This window comes from Aeromonas sp. FDAARGOS 1417 (genome assembly GCF_019046985.1).
In the GTDB taxonomy this organism is placed as follows: Bacteria; Pseudomonadota; Gammaproteobacteria; order Enterobacterales; family Aeromonadaceae; genus Aeromonas; species Aeromonas veronii.
This window is the reverse complement of sequence record NZ_CP077221.1, coordinates 838,822-860,423: the sequence shown is the minus strand read 5'-3', so window position 1 is coordinate 860,423 and position 21,602 is coordinate 838,822. Positions and strand designations below refer to the sequence as shown.

General features: G+C 56.9%; 17 protein-coding genes. 6 read left to right on the top strand and 11 right to left on the bottom strand.

The features are described 5' to 3' along the window. Nucleotides 1–5 precede the first annotated feature (5 nt). From kup to I6L47_RS03785, 4 genes are all read right to left on the bottom strand, one after another. Nucleotides 6–1,874, bottom strand: a complete 1,869-nt coding sequence (gene kup / locus I6L47_RS03800; protein WP_216948705.1) for a low affinity potassium transporter Kup — start codon at nt 1,872–1,874, stop codon at nt 6–8. Nucleotides 1,875–2,408: 534 nt separating this feature from the next. After that, a complete protein-coding gene (locus I6L47_RS03795) occupies nt 2,409–2,831 on the bottom strand; it encodes a GNAT family N-acetyltransferase (RefSeq protein ID WP_058057622.1) in 423 nt (140 codons plus the stop codon). Between the two features lie 128 nt (nt 2,832–2,959). Then, the gene (locus tag I6L47_RS03790; protein WP_201957201.1) at nt 2,960–3,721 is read right to left on the bottom strand and encodes a hypothetical protein; all 762 of its coding nucleotides are present in this window, start codon (nt 3,719–3,721) and stop codon (nt 2,960–2,962) included. Then, on the bottom strand, nt 3,718–5,370 hold the full coding sequence (locus I6L47_RS03785; protein ID WP_216948704.1) for an RNA-directed DNA polymerase: 1,653 nt from the start codon (nt 5,368–5,370) through the stop codon (nt 3,718–3,720). The genes I6L47_RS03790 and I6L47_RS03785 overlap by 4 nt, the downstream gene beginning before the upstream one ends. 695 nt (nt 5,371–6,065) lie before the next feature. Here I6L47_RS03785 and I6L47_RS03780 point away from each other — a divergent pair. The 5 genes from I6L47_RS03780 to fdhD all read left to right on the top strand — a co-directional run bounded on the left by I6L47_RS03780 (nt 6,066) and on the right by fdhD (nt 12,731). Then, nucleotides 6,066–6,665: a 4Fe-4S dicluster domain-containing protein gene (locus I6L47_RS03780; protein ID WP_216948703.1), complete on the top strand. Its 600-nt coding sequence runs from the start codon at nt 6,066–6,068 to the stop codon at nt 6,663–6,665. Between the two features lie 46 nt (nt 6,666–6,711). Next, the gene (gene fdhF / locus I6L47_RS03775; RefSeq protein WP_139435270.1) at nt 6,712–8,856 is read left to right on the top strand and encodes a formate dehydrogenase subunit alpha; all 2,145 of its coding nucleotides are present in this window, start codon (nt 6,712–6,714) and stop codon (nt 8,854–8,856) included. A 252-nt stretch (nt 8,857–9,108) separates the two neighbouring features. After that, on the top strand, nt 9,109–9,351 hold the full coding sequence (locus I6L47_RS22445; RefSeq protein WP_254204812.1) for a hypothetical protein: 243 nt from the start codon (nt 9,109–9,111) through the stop codon (nt 9,349–9,351). A gap of 417 nt (nt 9,352–9,768) precedes the next feature. Further along, nucleotides 9,769–11,901 carry a sigma 54-interacting transcriptional regulator gene (locus I6L47_RS03765; RefSeq protein WP_159163512.1) on the top strand — a complete coding sequence of 711 codons (2,133 nt, stop codon included), beginning with the start codon at nt 9,769–9,771 and terminating at the stop codon, nt 11,899–11,901. Beyond that, entirely contained in the window at nt 11,898–12,731 is an 834-nt protein-coding gene (gene fdhD / locus I6L47_RS03760; RefSeq protein ID WP_216948702.1) for a formate dehydrogenase accessory sulfurtransferase FdhD, read from the top strand. Before I6L47_RS03765 ends, fdhD begins: the two co-directional genes overlap by 4 nt. A gap of 101 nt (nt 12,732–12,832) precedes the next feature. Here the strand turns inward: fdhD and asd are convergent, their stop codons facing one another. The 4 genes from asd to I6L47_RS03740 all read right to left on the bottom strand — a co-directional run bounded on the left by asd (nt 12,833) and on the right by I6L47_RS03740 (nt 17,453). Next, nucleotides 12,833–13,945, bottom strand: a complete 1,113-nt coding sequence (asd, locus tag I6L47_RS03755; protein WP_216948701.1) for an aspartate-semialdehyde dehydrogenase — start codon at nt 13,943–13,945, stop codon at nt 12,833–12,835. A 361-nt stretch (nt 13,946–14,306) separates the two neighbouring features. After that, entirely contained in the window at nt 14,307–15,572 is a 1,266-nt protein-coding gene (locus I6L47_RS03750) for a D-amino acid dehydrogenase (protein ID WP_216948700.1), read from the bottom strand. 196 nt (nt 15,573–15,768) lie between these two features. Then, nucleotides 15,769–17,289 (bottom strand): cryptochrome/photolyase family protein, encoded by a 1,521-nt coding sequence (locus I6L47_RS03745; protein ID WP_216948699.1) that lies wholly within the window; start codon nt 17,287–17,289, stop codon nt 15,769–15,771. Further along, nucleotides 17,289–17,453 carry a DUF2256 domain-containing protein gene (locus I6L47_RS03740; RefSeq protein WP_139462686.1) on the bottom strand — a complete coding sequence of 55 codons (165 nt, stop codon included), beginning with the start codon at nt 17,451–17,453 and terminating at the stop codon, nt 17,289–17,291. Before I6L47_RS03740 ends, I6L47_RS03745 begins: the two co-directional genes overlap by 1 nt. Nucleotides 17,454–17,913: 460 nt before the next feature. On the opposite strand from I6L47_RS03740, the gene I6L47_RS03735 reads away from it, so the two are divergent. After that, nucleotides 17,914–19,299: a tryptophanase gene (locus I6L47_RS03735; protein WP_216948698.1), complete on the top strand. Its 1,386-nt coding sequence runs from the start codon at nt 17,914–17,916 to the stop codon at nt 19,297–19,299. A 134-nt stretch (nt 19,300–19,433) separates the two neighbouring features. Here the strand turns inward: I6L47_RS03735 and cdd are convergent, their stop codons facing one another. From cdd to I6L47_RS03720, 3 genes are all read right to left on the bottom strand, one after another. Continuing rightward, nucleotides 19,434–20,318, bottom strand: a complete 885-nt coding sequence (cdd, locus tag I6L47_RS03730; RefSeq protein WP_005333283.1) for a cytidine deaminase — start codon at nt 20,316–20,318, stop codon at nt 19,434–19,436. 197 nt (nt 20,319–20,515) lie between these two features. After that, entirely contained in the window at nt 20,516–21,202 is a 687-nt protein-coding gene (locus I6L47_RS03725; protein WP_005333281.1) for an LrgB family protein, read from the bottom strand. Continuing rightward, complete coding sequence (locus tag I6L47_RS03720; protein ID WP_144713015.1) at nt 21,199–21,555, bottom strand: CidA/LrgA family protein; 357 nt, start codon at nt 21,553–21,555, stop codon at nt 21,199–21,201. The genes I6L47_RS03725 and I6L47_RS03720 overlap by 4 nt, the downstream gene beginning before the upstream one ends. Nucleotides 21,556–21,602 lie beyond the last annotated feature (47 nt).

Here is a 21,602-nt window from a genome sequence, read left to right as displayed (position 1 = left end):
CGCCATCAGATATCCACCTGCGAACCCAGCTCGATAACCCGGTTGGGCGGGATCTCGAACTGATCCGGCGCCCGCAGGGCGTTGCGCTGCAACAGCATAAAGAGCTTGCCGCGCAGATAGAGATACCAGGGGCGGTCTTTCATGATGAGCGACTCGTGGGCCATAAAGAACGAGGTTTCCATCATCCGGCAGCTCAGCCCCTCGGCGTTGCAGCGGTGGAAGATCTCCTCCACGTTCGGGGTCTCGCGCCAGCCGTAGCTTGCCACTACCCGCCAGAAGGTGGGGGAGAGCTGCTCGATGCAGACCCGGCGTACATTGTGGACGTAGGGCACCTCTTCCACCCGCAGGGTGAGCAGGATGATCCGCTCGTGCAGTACCTTGTTGTGCTTGAGGTTGTGCAGGAGCGCATGGGGGATCACATTGACCACCCGCGACATATAGACCGCAGTACCAGCCACCCGGGTCGGCGGGGATTTCTCCAGCGAGGCGATCATCGGCTCAAGGGAGTTGCCGTGCTCGTTCAGGCGGCGAATAAGCTGGAAACGCTCGCTCTTCCAGCTGGTCATCACGGTGAACATCACAGCGCCCAGGGTGAGCGGCAGCCAGCCGCCGGAGAAGATCTTGGCGAGGTTGGCGGCAAACAGCGGCACGTCGATACAGAGCAGCGCGGCAAACAGGATGGCCACCAGATACTTGTTCCAGTGCCAGCTGTTCTTGGCCACCGAGCAGGAGAGGATGGAGGTGAGCACCATGGTGCCGGTCACCGCGATGCCGTAGGCCGCCGCCAGATTGCTGGAGTGCTCGAAGCTCATGATGACGATCACCACCGAGATATAGAGCATCCAGTTGATGACCGGAATATAGATCTGGCCGGACTCCTGCTCGGAGGTATGAACGATGCGAATGGGGGAGAGATAACCGAGCCGCACCGCCTGCCGGGTCAGCGAAAAGACCCCGGAGATCACCGCCTGGGAGGCGATCACCGTCGCCATGGTTGCCAGCAGCAGCAGCGGCACCAGCGCCCATTTCGGGGCGAGCAGGAAGAAGGGGTTGGCAATGGCGGCGGGGTTGCTCAGCAGCAGCGCCCCCTGACCGAAGTAGTTGAGCACCAGGGAGGGCAGTACCACGATAAACCAGGCGAGGCGAATGGGATTCTTGCCAAAATGGCCCATATCCGCGTAGAGCGCCTCCACCCCGGTGATGGCCAGCACCACGGCGCCGAGGGCAAAGAAGGAGGTGGTCTGGTACTGGACAAAGAAGCGCACCGCCCAGATGGGGTTGAGCGCACCCAGCACCTCGGGGTTGTGGATGATGCCGCGCAGCCCCAGCACCGCCAGCGTCATAAACCAGATCAGCATGATGGGGGCAAACAGCTTGCCCACCATGGCGGTGCCATGTTTCTGGATGGCGAACAGCAGGGTCAGCACCAGCACCGAGAGGGTGACGATATAGGGGTCGAGGGCGGGGGTGAGAATGCTCAGCCCCTCGATGGCCGACATCACCGACATCGCCGGGGTGATCACCACCTCGCCATAGAAGAAGCTGCCACCAATCAGGCCGAGGATGATCAGCAGTGGCGTCCAGCGGGTGGAGGCGTTGCGGGTCGCCAGCGACATCAGGGTGAGAATGCCACCCTCGCCGGCGTTGTCGGCCCGCATCACAAAGGAGAGGTACTTGACCGACACCACCAGGATCAGCAGCCAGAAGATCAGCGAGAGAAAGCCGAGAATGGAGGCCGGCTCGACGCCGAATCCGAATTGACCTGACAGGCACTCGCGCAAGGTATAGAGCGGGCTGGTGCCGATATCGCCATAGACTACGCCAATCGCCGCCAGCATAACGCCGGGAGTGGCTTGTTGTTTATCACAGTTCATGAGTTCATCTTGTCAGTTTGATGTTTACACGTTTGCCAACGCACAGCTGCCCGACCTACCAAGAGAGTCGTGATATTTAATCGGGAGAGAATTAATGGATTGCGATGGGAAAGGGCGCTAACGGAATAGTGATCTGCTTGTCATGGAACACAGTCTGTTCATCTGTCATTAAGCTTATAATGACACACACTTTGCGGGACTATGCTCAGTTATAAATAATCAAAAGTTCAATTTGAGTAAGAGAATTAATTATCCGGCGATTGAAATGGACCACAATGACGTAGGCAACTGTTTGTTTTATCTAGCGAAGTGGTTTGGCCACTATTTTTTACCGAGGTGAGTGAAAAATAGACGATAAAATAGTGACTAATTAATTGCTGGCGGGATGGTAAAGGGGAGGGCGCTGGGTAGCAATGGAGTCTTTATTTGCTAAAGGAGAAAAATGTACGGTGCAATGAACGAAGTGAATTGCACCAAGTATTAAAATAGGCAAGAGGTGCAATGCGCTGCGCTTATTGCACCCTACGGTAATTATTACTCTCCATGATAGTGCTTCAATAAAAAGTAGCGGTCAGGACTATTTTTAACGCCGCTCACTTTACCGACTATTTTAAATCCCATTTTTTCATAAAATTTGGGTGCCTGAAATGAGAGGGTGTCGACTTGAGCAGCGATACATCCCCGTTTTTTTGCCTCGCGTTCAGCAATCTCCATTAATTGAATGCCAAGCCCCTGTCCTCTCTTGTCATTGTGTACCCAAAGCACTTCGATCAACAGTTGATGATAAATAGTTCGTCCGGCAATGCCACCGACAACTTCGTCATTATCGTCATGAATGGCAACAATTAAAGGTTGGGAGCGTTCCTCACCCATTTTATCAAAGTTAAATTGTCTAAGGTTATCAACAAGAACATTGAAAATGTCATCTTTATGTTCATTATGGATTTTTATATTCATCAAATCTTACTCCATTAAAATGTAATCGTAGGGTGCAATGAACGAAGTGAATTGCACCAAATATTAAAAAAGGCAAGAGGTGCAATGCGCTTCGCTTATTGCACCCTACCGAAAATATGGCTGATAAATCAAGTGCCATATACTTCAATGAAATTATTTTCAACTATGAACTTTTCGATTTCAGAAAAAAGTTCTTGACTACTCAATGCACTTAGATTTTTACAAAAGCTCTCTACACTTTCTGAAAATGATATGCCCATTCTTGGATTAAATAATTCAATCTTATCAATTTTGAATGGTTTTTTTGAAAAGTGATTTAGTGTTAGGTATGTAAGAACTTGCCTGACATCTATAGCATTAAAACTGCGCTCCCCTGACTTTATTTCAACTAGAGTATTTCCATATAAAAAATCACCAGTTGACTCATTGACAAATCCACAGCCGTCGAACACGGGATCTATAATCAATGTAATATTATCATCTATATATTTCTTGCGGCTGAGCATGTATCTAGAATAGATAGCTTGAAAAAGTTGAAGAGTTTGTCTTTTTTCAATGTTTGATAATGGCAAATCACAATCATTACCATAGCTAAATTTTGATAAGTATTTAATAGATGCGTCTTGTAGTTGAATGAAATCTAAACTTTCAAAAAAAGACGGATTGTTAAAAATGTCAAAATTCAGTCTGTTATTACTTGCATGTCTGAACATGTTAAAAAATAGTACGTTTACTAATGCCGTATTGTTTTTCCTTTCTGCTGGGGGGAAGGGTTCATAGATTGGTTGCAGCAGGCCTCCATTGATTAATCGGACATAGTTTTTCGAGTTTGGTAACGTTTCATTCCAAAAAGAAGTGTACTTTTTGGCAAATGTAGCTTCAGAGATCATAGCGCTTCCTCCAAGTTTCTACTGGTTTTTCTTAACGCTCCCCATTCGCTGTAAAGTGAGTCGATAAAATTAAATTTATCCTTGTTGTGGTCACGCCAATGTTTTCCCTCATCACCTAGTAAGTAAGAGGTAACAATAAATAGTCTTCTTTGCCATGTTGTCATGGTTGAGAAGGTTCTTCTGAGTTCCGATAGCCAGTAATGTGTATTCCATTTTGCCATTGCCTGGGTAATTGCAAGTTTAATAAGAATGCTATCGGTGTTTGACTTGTATATTTCGGATAGTATAGTTTGTCCTTGTACACTGTTTTGTTTAGCGAATACTTTGACGGTGTATGCCAAGTTGAGTTCCGTCTTTAAAATGAAAGAGTCAGTTTTAATTAATTCAATGAGTTTTGACCAAATCTTTTCTTGGGTCTCAGCGTTAAAACGTCCCCAGTTAGTTGCTGTTACTTGCATGATAGTATTATATATTGGGTATAACTCATTAATGCCATCAAAAATAATATTAAATGCATTCGATAAAACTTTATCATTAGTTGCTGCAAAAGCCCTAACTAGCTGCTTGCTAAAAGGTTGGTTGATCTTTGATTTCTGTAATTCATTACTTAACATGCCCAATAAGTCAAAATCTCGGAGAGACTCTTTTACTTTATCGTATTGTTCATATGCATTTTCTGAGTAAGGGTCAAACCTTATTGGAAGACTCATAAATTTGGCTTTCATAGATGACCCCTCATCTTCATCCAAACCCTGTAATTTAGTATTTGTCAATGAGGTGAATTCATCTTTTGATAAAATATTTGTTTTATGTTTTTGAAGGGTTAGCCCTTCATTTTCCATCAACTTTCTACTGATTAATGTAAGAATAGAATGAGCCTCTTCTTTGGTCTTACAAAAAATCAAAAAATCATCTACATATCTTTTATACCTAACGCCATTAATTAATAGTATATGGTCTAATGAATCCAAGGCGAGTTCAGCCAATATTCGTGCTGCAGGCCCTCCAACAGGCAGGCCATAAGAATTGGTTCCTGAAAATGTTTGAATTAGCTTTTTTATTTTGGAAGAGATATCTTTTTTGGGATTTATTCTATCTAAAGCATTTTCTAAACGATGGTGATATATTCTCGTGTAAAAATCAGCGATATCACACGTCAATACATAGTTTATTGATGGGTCATTTTTGGCAAGCTCAAGACTGTCTTCTTGGAATTTTCTCCAGTTAATGTCTTTATCAAATATAGAACCTTTACTAAAGTCTGGTAAAATGCGATAGGAATAAACATTGTCGTTAGGAACTCGTTCTTTTTCAATTTTATTGCTTATGAAGAGAACTATGCCAAGGAAATATGCATTCCAATAAGGGTCTATTTGTGTTGCCCAACGATAACCATTATAACCAACCGTCGAACATGTACTTATGTTTACTGGTGGGCATTCATTTAATCTTTCTTTGAATTTTGAATGTGTTTGCTCAAGTGACTCAATAGTTGTACTAAATATGTCAGAGAACATTCTGGTTTCATAAGGAAATGGGAATATATCAGTGTCGCCGAACTTTGTGATGTTTTTTAGCGCAAGAGCAAAAGATGACTTTAAATCACCTTCTTTATAATTAAAAGTTTCGGAGGTATATGGTTGTGACATAATGAAATTCCTTTTTATTTAGCTGAACTAATTTAATGATTTAATTTTGAAGAAATGAAAATAAGATATTGCGATAGGAACTTTTTCATATTTTCTCAGTGAAAACATTGCATGTGTCTCCTATGAAGCTAGGTTGCCAACTGGCACATATTAACCGGAGGGATAGAAAACTGAAGGGGCAGGGGCCTAAAACCGGCTCTGGCTCAACAAATCAGTCAATAATCGGCCCACTTTTGTTCGGTTTGACTTGATGATTGTCTGCCAGCTCGATAGCAAAACCAAACAACTTGTCATCGCCTCAAGCGGCTTTGGCGTGCTGCACAGCCCATTTTTGGCCCTTGGTATGGCTTTTCTCCCGGGATTTCGTCCCTCCGCTTGTCCGGTTTGGGGCGGCCGATCCTGGCTGCCAACTCCTCTGAACGGCTCCGTCACGCGGCTGGGGCAGAGGCTGGTCAGCCGGTGTCGAGCTCGTCACTTTTGTCGTGTCGATCACACTTCCCAGCCCGTCGTCACCCTCGTCAGAGGTGGCATTCAGCACGCTTCTCTTTCTGATTACTCCTTTATTTTCAGTTGTTTGTAAATTTTTATCGCACCTTTGGCCCGTTTTGGTCTGATAAATGCTTTGTGGGGGGCTGGCCGCCTCTTTGCCTGTCGGCGGGCGGCCCGGTGTAACGAACCATTTAGGATCCCTCTCTATGAACAGCTTCGTGATTGCAGATCCCAGTCTCTGTATTGGGTGTCGTACCTGTGAGGTGGCCTGCGCCGTTTCACACCAGTCAGGGTCTTGCAGCGGGACCCTTGAGCGGGAGGGCGGCCTGCATCTTGCCATCGAGGATGGACATCTGGTCTCCAGGGACAGCTACTTTCAGCCGCGCCTGAAGGTGATCGTGGGCAGCAAGGTGACCACGCCGGTGCTCTGCCGCCAGTGTGAAGACAAGCCGTGCGCCATGGCCTGCCCGAACAATGCCATCGTCAGTGAGGATGGCTGCGTCAAGGTGTTGCAGGAGCGCTGCATCGGCTGCAAGTCCTGCGTGGTGGCCTGTCCTTACGGCGCCATGGCGGTGGTGCTCAAAGAGGTGGCACCCGCTGGCGATCCGCTCTTCAAGCGTCCGCAGACCAAGGCGCAGGCGCTCAAGTGCGATCTCTGCCGTCACCGCGAGGCGGGCCCGGCCTGTGTCGAGGTGTGTCCGACCCAGGCGCTGCGGCTGGTCACGCCGGAGCATCTTGAAACCCTGAACCGGCAGAAACAGCTGGCCAGTGCCGAGGCACTGCTGGCGATGCCAGCGCGGGTGTGAGCGGGCTTGCCGAGCCGTTTTTCGTTAACAAACAAGAGTGTGAGTCATGAAAAAAGTCATTACCGTGTGCCCCTATTGCGGCACCGGTTGCAAAATCAACCTGCTGGTTGAAAACGACAAGGTGGTGGGGGCCGAAGGCGCCAACGGCCGGACCAACGAGGGGCAGCTCTGCCTCAAGGGCTATTACGGTTGGGATTTTTTGAACGATACCAACCTGCTGACCCCCCGTCTCAAGAGCCCGATGATCCGCCGCGAGCGCGGTGGCAAATTCGAGGCCGTCTCCTGGGATGAAGCGATCGCGTTCGCCAGCAGCCGACTCTCTGCCATCAAGGCGAAATATGGCCCGGACGCCATCATGACCACCGGCTCTGCCCGTGGCCCCGGCAATGAAGCCAACTATGTGATGCAGAAATTTGCCCGTGCGGTGATTGGGACGAACAACGTCGACCACTGCGCGAGGGTGTGACACGCACCCTCAGTCTCCGGTCTGGAGACAACTGTAGGCAACGGCGCCATGAGCAACGCCATTCCCGAAATTCAAGAGACCAAGTGCCTGCTGGTGTTTGGTTACAACGCTGCTGACTCTCACCCCATTGTCGCCCGCCATATCCTCAAGGCGAAGGCAAACGGGGCCAAGGTGATTGTGTGTGATCCCCGCATGGTGGAGACCGCCCGTATCGCCGATCAGTGGCTGCCGCTCAAAAACGGTTCCAACATGGCGCTGGTTAACGCCTTCGCCAACGTGTTGATCAATGAAGGGCTCTACAACAAGGCATTTGTCGCCAACTACACCGAAGGGTTCGAGACCTTCAAGGCGACGGTGGCCAAGTACACCCCGGAATATGTGGAGGGGATCACTGGCCTGAAAGCCGCCGATATCCGCGCCGCCATTCGCACCTACGCCGAGTCGCCTGCGTCCATGATCCTGTGGGGCATGGGGGTGACCCAGTACGGTCAGGCGGTAGACGTGGTAAAGGGGCTGGCGGGTCTGGCGCTGCTGACCGGCAACTTTGGTCGTCGCGGTACCGGTTGCGGGCCGGTGCGCGGTCAGAACAACGTGCAGGGCACCTGTGACATGGGGATGCTGCCCCACCAGTTCCCGGGCTATCAGTCGGTGGCCGATCCCGCCATCAGCGCCAAGTTCGCCAAGGCGTGGGGCGTGGAGTCGCTCTCCCAAAAGCCCGGCTATCGCCTGACGGAGCTTGGCCACAAGGTGGAGGAGGGCAAGTGCAAGGCCTTCTACATCTTCGGGGAAGATCCGGCCCAGACCGAGGCCGATCTCGGTCAGTTCCGCCGTACCCTGGCGGGGATGGAGCTGGTGATCGTGCAGGATATCTTCATGACCCAGACCGCCGAGATGGCCGACGTCATTCTGCCCGCCACCAGTTGGGGCGAGCACGAAGGGGTCTATAGCTCGGCGGATCGCGGCTTCCAGCGCTTCTACAAGGCAGTGACGCCCCCTGAGAACGTGAAACCGGACTGGGCCATCTTCTCGTTGATGGCGACCGCCATGGGTTATCCCATGGAGTACCACAACACCGAAGAGATCTGGGACGAGATGCGCGCGCTCTGCCCGCTCTATGCCGGGGTCAGCTACGACAAGATGGCCGATCTCAAGAGCGTGCAGTGGCCTTGCCCGACCGAGGATCACCCGGGCACCAGCACTCTGTTCGAGGGGAACGTGTTCACCACCCCGAGCGGCAAGGGTCAGCTGATCGCCTCCGAGTGGCGGCCGCCGCTGGAGCAGCCCTGTGCCGAGTACCCGCTGGTGCTCTCCACCGTGCGCGAGGTAGGTCACTACTCCTGCCGCTCCATGACCGGCAACTGCTCGGCGCTGCAAACCCTGGCCGATGAGCCGGGCTATGTGCAGATCCACCCGAGCGATGCCAAAAAGCTTGGGGTGAAGGATCAGGCGCTGGTCTGGATCTCGTCGCGCCGTGGCAAGGTGATCACCCGGGCCAACTACAACGACCGGGTCAACGCCGGGGTGGTCTACATGACCTACCAGTGGTGGATCGGGGCCTGCAACGAGCTCACCATCGAGCACGTCGATCCCGTCTCCCACACGCCGGAGTACAAGTACTGCGCGGTGAAGATCGAGCGCATCGACAATCAGCCTGAGGCGGAAGTGTACGTCCAGACTGAATACAGCGCGCTCAAGGCGAAATTGCGCAGCGCAGCCAAGGGCTGATCGCCCTAAAAAAGAGGTTCTGCACAAATAAGGGAACCCGACTCGGATTTATCGAGTCGGGCACCCTTTTATTACCCAAAAAAAGGGGAGTAAATGATGCAACATGAAATTGGTCGCTTATTCGGACTTTTCTATATTGGCACCTATCTGGCGGCGATATTGCTGGGAATAGGTTGCTATATTTGGCGCGACGAGATGATATTTCTGCTGGGCTTCGGTTTTTTCGGCTGTTTTATGGCAGCAAGGCTCGCCATGAGCAGCGTATTTTCTGCCTTGAGTATTTCCAGTGCCTGGCTGATCGGGTTTATCTCCACCACCTTGATCAACGGCCTGCTGCTGGGGGCGATCACCCTGCTGATCTACCTCACTCACCAGAGCGTCGCCGCCGAGCTTGCCGACAACGCCAGCTGGCTGCTGATGGCCTTCCAGAGCTTGTCGGCCCTCTTTATCTTCGGTGGCCTGAAGTGCTGCCACAGCCGGATCATCACCTCGTAAATTGCCGATGGATGGGCAGCAAACGCCATCTTGAAACCCGCAGCCAGCGAAGAGGAAAGGGCAGATCTGACAGTTGACGGCGGCCCACTTTTCAGGCGCCTTAATTGAGATCAAGAACTGATGAAATAACCGGTTAAATATGGCCATCAGATATATTGAATCGGATTGTAATGAAATTTGAGCTCATCTATGATGAGTCGCCATTCCAATATATCCCCCGATAACGATGTTACTTTTTGTTGTCGTTCGTTAATAACAACTCTGGAATTGCAACATGCGACAATTTCCGTCACCGCTTTTCTTATTGGCAGCCGCTTTTACGGGCTGCGGCTATTTATTTTGGTGACGAGTGCTTGTCGTGATGCGATGGCATGGACAGCCTGACTGGTGACTAAATCGATATAACGTGAGGCCGCAATGCTAAATGTGAGTGCCATCCCCCTGGACGAGATCTCTCCCATCTGGGACGACGGTTTTCTCCTGCTCTCCAAATCCCTCCTGTCGGCCGTGACGCTCGATGATTTTATCCACAAACTCAACAAGATAGATGCCAGCTTCGGCGGCGTAACCCGGGTCAACCTGATCCTCAACATGGGTGCGGACGAGGAGGCCATCTTCTACTTCATGGGACATTCCGGCCCAAAGCATCTGGTCTGCCCCAAGGCAGAGCTTCACCTCTCCCCCCGTCCTACCAAAGAGACCCCGGAACAGGCCATCATTCTCGCTGCCGCCCGCTTTGAGAATCGCTGCCCGGCGCTGGATCGCGAAGGGGTCTACGGGGGGCTGCGCTCCTACTGCCAGCTCCCCATCACCACTGCCCGCAGCCACCTTGGCGGGGTCGAGTTTATCAACACCCAGCTCGACAGCTTCACCATGGAGACCCTCGCCAAGCTGACCCAGCTGGCGGCCATTATCGCCATTGCGCTGGAGAACGTGCTCGACAAGGAGCGCACTCTGGAGCAGGCCAACTCCCTGCGCCTTGAGCGCGACAGCTGCAAAATTCTGGTGGATGTGACCAACGCGGTGATCAAACTGGTGCGCATCGCCGAGCTGCCCAAGAGCCTGTTTGCCATCCTGCACCACCACTTCGGCATCAGCAGCTTGTGTCTGGCCGAATACAACGCCACCTCCGACAGCTTCAAGAGCTATCTGGTCAATCAGCACCAGAGCGATCAGCCGGGCATCATCGATCACTCCTGTTTTGAAAAGAAGTGCCTGCAGGGGGCCCTTGGCCACAGCGAGCCGTTTTTTGTCTATCGCGAACACGGTCACGGTTGCAGCAATCGCTGCCGTTTTACCTCCCAGATCCTGCCGCCCGAGGCCGACAGCTCCTGCATTTTGCCGCTGCGCTATCGGGGCAACCTGCTGGGGGTGTTGATCCTCTCGCACCCCAACGCCGACTTTTTTGCCGATATCGATATCTCCTTGCTGGAGCAGGTGGCGGCGCGCACGGCGATTGCCATGAACAACGTGCAGGCGCAGCAGGAGATCTCCAACACCAACGGCGCAAAAGAGAAGACCATTCGCATCAACGAGCCGCAGATGCAGGGGGAGTTCCCCCACATCATCTACCAGAGCGCGGTGATGGAGAGCGTGCTGGAGAAGGTGCGGCTGGTGGCCGAGAGCGACAGCACCGTGCTGATCCTCGGCGAGACCGGCACCGGCAAGGAGCTGATCGCCCAGGCCATTCACGCCCTGAGTGCCCGCCACGACCACGAGATGGTAAAGGTGAACTGCGCCGCCATTCCCACCGGCCTTATCGAGAGCGATCTCTTTGGCCACGAGAAGGGGGCCTTTACCGGCGCCCTCACCCAGCGCATCGGCCGCTTCGAGCGGGCCCACAAGGGCACCCTGTTCCTCGACGAAGTGGGGGATATGCCGCTGGACTTGCAGCCCAAACTCTTGCGGGTATTGCAGGAGCACGAGCTGGAGCGGGTCGGCAACAGCAACCCCATCGCAGTGGATGTGCGGCTGGTGGCCGCCACCAACTGCGATCTGCTCACCATGGTCAAGAACAAGCGTTTCAGAAGCGATCTCTACTACCGCCTCAACGTCTTTCCCATCGAGCTGCCGCCGCTGCGGGAGCGGCGTGAAGATATTCCGCTGCTGGTCAATTTCTTTATCAAGAAGATTGCGAAGCGGATGCGCCGCACCATCACCTCGATCCCCGCCGATGCCATGAAAATGCTGGTGTCGCTGCCCTGGTACGGCAATATCCGCGAGCTGGAGAACGTCATCGAGCGCGCCGTGGTGATGACCCGCGGCCATGTGCTCAACCTCTCGCCTGATGAGCTGATGCCACTCAAGGGTTATCACAAGATTGAGACCCTGGTCTATGACGAGCCCGCCACGCCGCTCTTTGCCGAGGAGGGGCCGACCGATGAGCGCGAGGCGATCATCGCCGCCCTGCGTGACTGCAACGGCATCGTCGCTGGCGAGCGGGGGGCGGCCAACCGCCTCGGTATGAAGCGCACCACCTTGCTTTCGAAAATGAAGCGGCTCGGCATTTCGGCCAGAGATCCCGAGATCATTGACGGGGTCGCACCATGAGAGAGCTACTTGAGCTGGAGGCGCAGAACGAACTGGCCCGCTGCGCCATCCACCGCGAGGTGGTGCACTACCGCGCCGATACACTGACCTGCGACAGCGAAATGGCGCTCCCCTCCGAGACGCCGGTGGCGCTGGTCTACAACGGCATCGCCCACAGCGTGATGATGTGCTCGGCCTCCGATCTGGAGGATTTCGCCATCGGGTTTTCGCTATCCGAGGGGATTATCGACAGCCTGCTCGATATCCACGACATCGAGCAGATCGATGGCTGTCAGGGGATTGAGCTGCATATCACCCTGGCCAACCGCTGCGTCCATCGCCTCAAAGAGAAGCGGCGCACCCTGGCGGGGCGCACCGGTTGTGGCATCTGCGGCAGCGAGAGTCTGGAGCAGGTGATCCGCACCCAGCCACTGCTGCCCGATAGTCAGCGTCTGGCGGTGGGCCATATCGACAAGGTATTGAGCGCACTGCGCCCGCTCCAGCTGCTGGGCCAGCGCACCGGCGCCACCCATGCGGCTGTGCATCTGGACGGGGAGGGCAATATTCTCGCCATCCGCGAGGATGTGGGGCGCCATATTGCGCTGGACAAGCTGGTGGGCCATCTGTGCCGCACGGGTCGCCGTGACGGCGCCATTCTGGTGACCAGCCGCGCCAGTTTCGAGATGGTGCAAAAGTGCGCCAGCGCCGGGGTGGAGATCTTGCTCGCCATCTCGGCCGCTACCGAGCTCGCGGTCGAGCGAGCCGAGCAGACCGGGCTGACGCTGGTGGGCTTTTGCCGCCCCGGGCGGGCCGAGATCTACAGCGGCTGCCAGCGCATTCTGCTCAAGTAATGGCAAGGCCGTGAACCCGTTAAACGGCTCATAAAAACAGGCAATAAAAAAGGGCGGGGAGTGTGACTCCCCGCCCTTGTTGTCTCTGCTGCTGTGGCGGATTAGCGCGCCAGCAGGATACGCAGCATGCGGCGCAGCGGCTCGGCGGCGCCCCACAGCAGCTGGTCACCCACGGTAAAGGCGGCCAGATACTCAGGGCCCATATTGAGTTTGCGCAGACGGCCCACCGAAATGCTGAGGGTGCCGGTAACGGCCGCTGGAGTCAGCTCGCGAGCGGTGATGTCGCGATCGTTGGGGATCACTTTCACCCAGTCGTTGTGGGCAGCCAGCAGCGCTTCGATCTCCGCCAGCGGCACATCCTTTTTCAGCTTGATGGTGAACGCCTGGCTGTGGCAGCGCAGGGCGCCGATCCGCACGCACAGACCATCCACTGGAATGACGGCGTTCTCGATACCCAAAATCTTGTTGGTCTCGGCCTGACCCTTCCACTCTTCACGGCTCTGGCCGTTGTCGAGCTTGGTATCGATCCAGGGGATAAGGCCACCGGCCAGCGGTACGCCGAAGTTGTCCACCGGCAGGGTGCCGGAGCGGGTCTTCTCGGTGATCTTGCGCTCGATGTCGAGGATGGCGGAGGCAGGGTCTGCCAGCTCGACCGCCACTTCGTCGCGCAGCATCCCCATCTGTGTCACCAGCTCGCGCATATGACGGGCACCGCCACCGGAGGCAGCCTGATAGGTGGCCACGCTCACCCACTCCACCAGATCGGCCTTGAACAGGCCGCCGAGGGCCAGCAGCATCAGGCTGACGGTGCAGTTGCCGCCAACGAAGGTCTTGATGCCATCGTTCAGGGCCTGCTCGATGACGTCGCCGTTGACCGGATCCAGAATGATGACGGCGTCTTTCTCCATCCGCAGGGAGGAGGCGGCGTCAATCCAGTAACCCTGCCAGCCAGCGGCTTTCAGGCGCGGATAGACATCCTTGGTGTAGTCGCCGCCTTGCGCGGTGATGATGATATCCTGCTTGACCAGCGCCTCGATATCGAAGGCGTCTTGCAGAGTACCGGCATCGACGCCGAAGTTGGGAGCGGCCTCACCGGCCTGGGAGGTGGTGAAGAATGTGGGTTGAATATGGGCGAAATCCTGCTCTTCCTGCATCCGGCTCATCAGAACCGATCCCACCATGCCACGCCAACCGACCAAACCTACTTTTTTCATAATGTCCTACCCTGGATTGCTGCTAAAGAAACTCGCGGTGACACCCGTAACCCCTTGTCTGGCGACGCCTGTTTACAAGCGGTTTACAGGCTATTTAAAAAATATGCGCTGCGAAAAATGCGTCTATCCACATTACGGATTGTGGCGGCTTGCGCAAGTCGAATTGCGCAATATTCTGTGCCGTTTGCTGCATTAACCGGCAGCCAGAGCACCGCTCAGGTAGACGGGGAGGGAGAAGGTCAACATCAGACGAAAAGGCCACCGTTTATGGCGGTGGCCTGTCAATAAAGCGGTCGAGAACGTCCTCTGCTGTGGTCTGAGGGCGTAGTTGGCGAGTGAAACAGCCCGACAGCTTGGGCGTCTAGCCGTAACGGGCCAGAGTGAGCCCCTCATCGCTGATGGCGGGTTCGCTGCCGCTGATAAGATCGCACAACAGCTGACCCGAACCGGCCGCCATGGTCCAGCCCAGGGTGCCGTGGCCGGTATTGAGCCAGAGACCGGGAATGGGGCTTGGCCCCACCAGCGGGGTGCCGTCCGGCGTCATGGGACGCAGGCCGGTCCAGAACTCGGCTTGGCTGATATCGCCCCCCTCGGGAAAGAGATCGCCGACCACCATTGCCAGAGTGTCGTGGCGTCTCGGATTCAAGGCGAGGTTGTAGCCCGACAGCTCCGCCATGCCGCCGACCCGGATCCGCTCGTCGAAACGGGTGATGGCCACCTTGTAGGTCTCGTCGAGCACGGTACTGCGCGGCGCGGCCTCGGCGTTGATCATCGGCAGGGTGAGGGAGTAGCCCTTGACCGGATAGACAGGCAGCTCCAGCCCGAGCGGGCGCAACAGCGGCCGCAAAAAGCCGGTGGCATAGCTGCCGAGCGCACAGACGATGGCATCGGCGCGATAGCGCTGCTCGCCCGCCCGCACCGCCACGGCGTGGCCGCGGGCTTGCTCAATCTCGTCGATGTCGCAGTTGAAGACGAACTTGACCCCGAGCTTCTCGGCTTCAAGGGCAAGGGCCTTGGTGAAGCGGAAGCAGTCGCCGGTCTCGTCGCCGGGCAGACGCAAGCCGCCGACGATTTTGCCGCGCACCCGCGCCAGCGCAGGCTCTGCCGCTTCGCAGCCGCTGGCATCCAGCGACTGGTAAGGGACGCCATACTCCTCCAGCACCTCGATATCGCGCTGACTGGCATCGAGCTGGGATTGGCTGCGAAACAGCTGCAGGGTGCCGAGCTGGCGCCCTTCGTAATCGATGTTGAGCTCGTCGCGCAGCCGCTTCATGCAGTCGCGGCTGTATTCGGCCAGACGCACCATGCGCCCCTTGTTGGTGGCATAGGCGGTCGGGGTGCAGTTGGCGAGCATTCTGAGCATCCAGCGTAGCTGGAAGGGGTCGGCAGTGGGGCGCACGGTGAAGGGGGCATGCTTTTGCAGCATCCACTTGGCGGCCTTGAGGGGGATGCCGGGGGCCGCCCAGGGTGCCGCATAACCCGGGGATATCTGCCCGGCGTTGGCATGGCTGGTTTCAAGGGCGACGCCACCTTGTCGCTCCAGCAGGGTTACTTTGTGACCCGCTTTGGCCAGATACCAGGCGCTGGTTACCCCAATTACGCCGCCACCGAGAACCACTATCTCCATATCGTCTTTCCTTGACTGATCTCCTGATGTGGCCACCACCATAATCAGCCGCCACAGGATATTCAACCGCTCTGCGCAGGATTGGGATCTCCGTCTGCTTGCCTGTCACAGGCTGGTGTTTGGTGCGATGACGCGCCTGATTGCCAGCGTAAATCGCTGCGCTGTTTTCAGGGCAGTGTCAGGGGGTATGGCCCGCTTACAACTGCTCCAGCTTGATCAGGTACTGCTCTGCTGTTGCCAGAATGGCCTGCTGTTGTTCTGCGGCTTGGCCATCCCAGTTGGCATAGGGCAGGGCGAGGCGAGGGTTGCTGCCAAGTTTGTCCCGATTGCGCCAAAGAAAGTGCCAGTAGAGGCTGTTGAAGGGGCAACTTCCGTCGCCGTGGCGGGCTTTGACCTGATAGTGGCACCCCTTGCAGTAGTGGCCCATCCGTTCGAGATAGGCGCCGCTGCTGGCGTAGGGCTTGCTGCCCATCAGGCCGCCATCGGCAAACTGGCTCATGCCGCGGGTGTTGGGCAGCTCCACCCACTCGATGGCATCCACATAGATGCCGAGATACCACTGATCCACCTCGTCAGGATGGATCCCCGCCAGCAGGGCAAAGTTGCCGGTCACCATTAGCCGCTGGATATGGTGGGCGTAGCCATGCTCAAGAGACTGGCGAATGGCGTGGCGCACGCAGGCCATCCTGGTTTCGCCACTCCAGAAGAAACCGGGCAGCGGCCGGTTGGCCCCGAGAAAATTGGTCTGCTTGTAGTCGGGCATCTTCTCCCAGTAGAGGGCGCGAACAAACTCGCGCCAGCCGAGGATCTGGCGGATAAAACCCTCCACCTGCGCCAACGTGATAGTGACCTGATTGGCCTGCCAGTGGGTCTCGGCGGCCCGGATCACCTCAAGCGGATGAAGCATTTTGCTGTTGAGGGAAAACGACAGACGGCTGTGAAACAGACTCCAGCCGCGCTCGCTCAGGGCATCCTGATAGCGGCCAAAGTGCGGCAGGCAGTGCGCCAGAAAATGGGCCAGCAGCTCGCGACTCTGGCGCCTTGTGATGGGCCACGGCAGGCTGCTGGCATCTGCCTCGCCGATGGTGCTGACCCCGTGGCGGGTCAGCATGGCGTCAATCTCGCTCACCTCGTTGGCAAAGGTGAGGGGCGCCGGGATTGGCTGGCTCGCCGGCAATTTGGCGCGGTTCTCGTCATCGAAGTTCCAGCGCCCGCCAAGGGGTTGGCCGCGCTCATCGAGCAACACCCTGTATTGTTTTCGCAGGGCGCGGTAGAAGAACTCCATCCGGCTGTGAGGATAGCGCTGCCAGCCATCGCGGGGGGTGAGAAAATGTTCGCTCTCCACCTCGGTGGCAGGGATGACAAGATCCGCCGCCCAGCTTTTCAACTGGCTGGCGAGGCGCCACTCGTCCGGGCTCTGCCAGGCAAAGCTGTCGGCCTGATGTGCTTCGAGTTGAGCCTCCAGCAAGCCGGGCAAATCGGGCCAGCGGGCGCTCTCATCAAGGGTCAGGTAACAGACGCGGTAGCCCGCTTGGGTGAGGGCCGCTGCGAAGGCGCGCATGGCGGCAAAGAAGGACAGCACCTTCTGACGGTGGTGGCGGCAGTAGTCGGTCTCTTGGCGGAGCTCCGCCATCAGATAGCAGATTGCCGGATCCGGGGTGCGAAACCAGCTGTGACCGGCGTTTAGCTGATCGCCGAGAACAAGGCGCAGCTCCATCAGACTCGCTCCCCCTCAGGTTGCTGGCTGCTGTGACGAGCGTGGCGACAACGCTCGCTGCAGTAGCGAACCTCCTCCCAGCTGCGCGCCCACTTGCGCCGCCAGCTGAAGGGGCGCAGGCAGACGGGGCAGATTTTCTCGGGCAGATGGGGTTTGCGATGCATGATGGTTTACGGCCTTGGCTGATGGGGGATGTGGCGTGTGGGTAGGGAGAATAACGAAGCGCGGGCGCGGGCGGATCAACCTCGTAGCCGGTTTGCCGCGCAGACGCCCACTTTGTGAGCGGGCGCACAGCCCGTCGGTGCGCCCCTTGTTTGCCAATTAACCAGCCGTTAACGTGGCGAGGCTGCCCGTTGGCAGCATCCATCAATGGATCTTGTTGGCCACCGACTGTCTACAACCGATATGGAGGGGAGTGATGCCAATCATGACAGCTACGCCCCGGGCAGCTTGCCTGCTCGCCCACTGGTATACCCGGGATCCCATTCTCACCTTCGACTTTCCTCACTGCTGATTGGCGGCACCCGCCGTTTGAATTTGTCAGCCGGACGACCCTGATCGCCCCGGCCTCTTTGCCAATCCAGATTTCAAACACACTGGCCCAGCGCCGGTGAGGAGTCTTTTATGCGTCGTATACCCGAGCCGTTTCGTATCAAGATGGTCGAGCCCATCAAACAGACCACTGGCGCCGAGCGCCGTGCCGCCCTCGAGGCCGCTGGCTGGAACCCCTTCCTGCTGCTGGCCGAGGATGTCTATATCGATCTGCTGACCGACAGCGGTACCGGTGCCATGTCCGATCGTCAGTGGGCCGGCATCATGATGGGGGATGAGGCCTATGCGGGCAGCCGCAACTTTGTCGAGCTGGAGCGCGCGGTACGCGAGATTTTTGGCTACCAGCATGTGATGCCCACCCACCAGGGGCGCGGGGCCGAGCAGATCCTCTTCCCCGAGCTGGTCAAGCGCTGCAAGGGCAAGGCGCCGGTCTTTATCTCCAACTATCACTTCGATACCACCAAGGCCCACGTGGAGTTGGCCGGCGCGCGGGCCATCAACCTGCTCACCCCGAAAGCCCTCGACACCACGGCCCCCTACGCCTGGAAGGGGGATTTTGACCTTCCTCGCCTGACCGATACCATCGAAACCCTGGGGGCCGACAACGTGGCCGGCATCATCATCACGGTGACCTGCAACAGCGCCGGTGGCCATCCGGTCTCCATGGCCAATATGGAGGCGGTCTCCGAGTTGGCCCGTCGTCAGCAGATTCCGGTGGTGATCGACGCCGCCCGCTTTGCCGAGAATGCCTGGTTTATCAAGGAGCGGGATCCGGCCTATGCCAAGTGCAGCATCAAGGAGATAGTGCGCCAGATGTTTGCGCTGGGGGACATCTTCACCATGTCGGCCAAGAAGGATGGGCTGGTCAATATCGGCGGGCTCTGCTGCTTCAAGGAAGATCTCGACCTGTTTCGAGCCGTGCAGGTGCGCTGTGTGGCGATGGAGGGGTTTGTCACCTACGGTGGCCTCGCCGGACGGGACATGGCGGCGCTTGCCATTGGCCTGCGGGAGGGGATGGATGAGGAGTATCTCACCTATCGCATCAGTCAGGTGGCTTATCTGGGTGGGCGGCTGGCCGAGGCGGGGATCCCGATCCAGACCCCCACCGGCGGTCATGCGGTCTTTGTGGATGCCAAGAAGCTGCTGCCCCATATTCCGGCCGAGCAGTTTCCGGCCCATGCGCTCGCCTGCGAGCTCTATCTGGAAGGGGGCGTGCGCGGGGTGGAGATTGGCTCCCTGTTGCTGGGGCGCGATCCCGCCACCGGCAAGCAGGAGGCGGCGGACTTCGAGCTGTTGCGCCTCACCATTCCACGCCGGGTCTACACCCGGGATCACATGGACTATGTGGCCGACTGCCTGATCGCGGTGAAAGCGCGGGCCAGCGACATTCGCGGACTCACCTTTGACTACGAGCCGCCGCTGCTGCGCCACTTCACTTCGCGGCTAAAACCGGTCTGATCAGCAACCGGTCAGACGGGGTGATCAACCGCGCCAAACTGTGCAGATCACCGGTCGCTCCCGGTTAAACGGCCCAGTAAAAAAGCCCCCGCACCAAGGTGCGGGGGCTTTCGTTTATCGACGCAAAGCCGGGATCAGACCGCCTGATACTCCAGCTCGACGGAGCCCAGCGCCTTGAGGGTGGACTGGGCGGAGTCACGCTGGCTGATCTGGCCGTTTTTGTTCTCCAGCAGCACGGCGCGGCGGATGGTGGCGAGATCTTCGCCGTTAAGCACCGCATGGGCGCAGGCCATCTGCATCGGCGGCAGGCTGGGGTTGAAGGCGGCGTTCTCGGCGTAGCGGCCAGAGAAGATGCGACCATCGGCAAACTGCAGCGCCACCGCGGCATAGCCCTGACTGTAGGGGGCGTAGCTTTGACGGGCGGCGGCCAGCGCGGCCTGCCACAGCGGGTCTTCGCTTTGAAGCTCAAGCTCTGCGTGATCCTGCGGGCTCATCAGCGCATCTGTGATGTCGAGATCCGCCGGGCCAAACGAGTGGGGCAGGAAGGATTGCAGGGCGCTCAAGTCATCGGGCAGAGAGACTTTCAGGATCTTGGCGGTGCTCAGCTCGTTCATGAACTGACGGCAGTGGCCACAGGGGGTGTAGTTGACGGTGATTTCGCTGATCCCGGTCTCGCCACCCAGCCAGGCGTTGGAAATGGCGGACTGCTCGGCGTGGACCGAGTGGAACAGACCTTGCCCTGCAAACTCCATGTTGGCACCGAAGTACCAGGTGCCACTCAGGCCACAGGCGATGGCACCGACATAAAACTTGGAGATGGGCGCCACCGAGCAGGCAGCAGCCAGCGGCAACAGGGCGAGGCGCAGGGCGCGATCATCGAGACCTGTGGCGGCTTTCAGGGTGGCGACTTGCTCCGGCGTGAAGCGGGCGTTGAAGTCGGCACTATCCAGCATGGGCTGCACGGCTGCTTTGAGCGGGGCAGAGAGGGTATCGAATGGCTTGGCAAAACGGGGATGCATAGTGTGTCCTCAAAGGCCAATTGGGCGGCCATTGTAGGGAGCAAGCTCGGGTAAATGTGTGAGCAGGCTCACGCCCTGATGGGCAAACGGAGGGGGATGGTAATGGAAACGTTTGTCTTGTGCAAATTGTGCGGCAGGTCGCACCCCGAGAGGCCAGCAGGCCCCTCGGAATGGTCAACAGGTGGTCAATGGGGTGATCAGATCAGCCAGTGATAGATGGCAAACAGCAGCGGGGCGACGGCAGCGGTGAGGATACCGCACACCACCATGGCGAGCGATGCAAAGGCGCCCTGGGTGATCCCCTTCTCGGCGGAGGTGGCGGTGCCGATGGCGTGGGCACAGGCCCCCATGGCGAGCCCTTGGGCTTCCGGGTCGGTCACTTTCAGCAGTTTGAGCAGCGGGTAGCCGATCAGGGCGCCGACAATTCCCACCACAACAACAACGGCGGCCGCGATGGCGGGAATGCCGCCGATGGACTGGCTGACGCTCATGGCGAGCGGGGTGGTGATGGATTTGGTCGCCAATGAGGCGAGCAGCGCCGGATCTGTGCCCATAAAATGACCGATCAGCAGGGTTGTGCACACCGAGATCAAGACGGAGGCGAGGGTACAGATTAGGATGGGCTTGAGCTTGGCCTGGATCTGGCGCGCCTGCTGATAGAGCGGCAGCGCCAGCGCCACCACGGCGGGCTCCAGCAGCATGGTAATGGGGCTGCTGCCGCGCTCGTACTGCTCAAGGGGCAGATCAAACCAGAGCAGCAGGCCGATGATCACCGCGGTCGGCACCAGCACAGGGTTGATGATGGGCCAGGGCAGACGGCGATAGAGGGCGCGAGTGGCGAAATAGAGCGCGAGCGTTAAGGGAATGGCGAGCCAGAAGATCATTTGTTCATCCTCTGGTAGAGCCGACCGACGGTGGCGAGGATCAGCACGATCCCGAGCACGATGCAGAGCATGATGACGCCGAAGGATTGGCGCAGGGGCTCAAGCCAGGCCACCAGTCCGACCGCAACCGGCACGAACAGCACGCCCATGTGGCGCAGCAGCAAGCCTGCCCCCAGCTCGACCCAGTGCAGCTTGATCAGTTGCAGGGAGAGCAGCACGAACAGCAGCAGCATGCCGATGATGCTGCCGGGAAAGGCGAAAGGCAGGATGGCTGCCACGGATTTACCTGCCAGCAGGCAGGCGACGATGACCAAAAAGTCACGAAAGTACAGCAAGGCGCGTTGCGCGATCACGTGAACCTCATCGACTGGGAAGAAAATCGCAGTTTACCAGAGAGGCC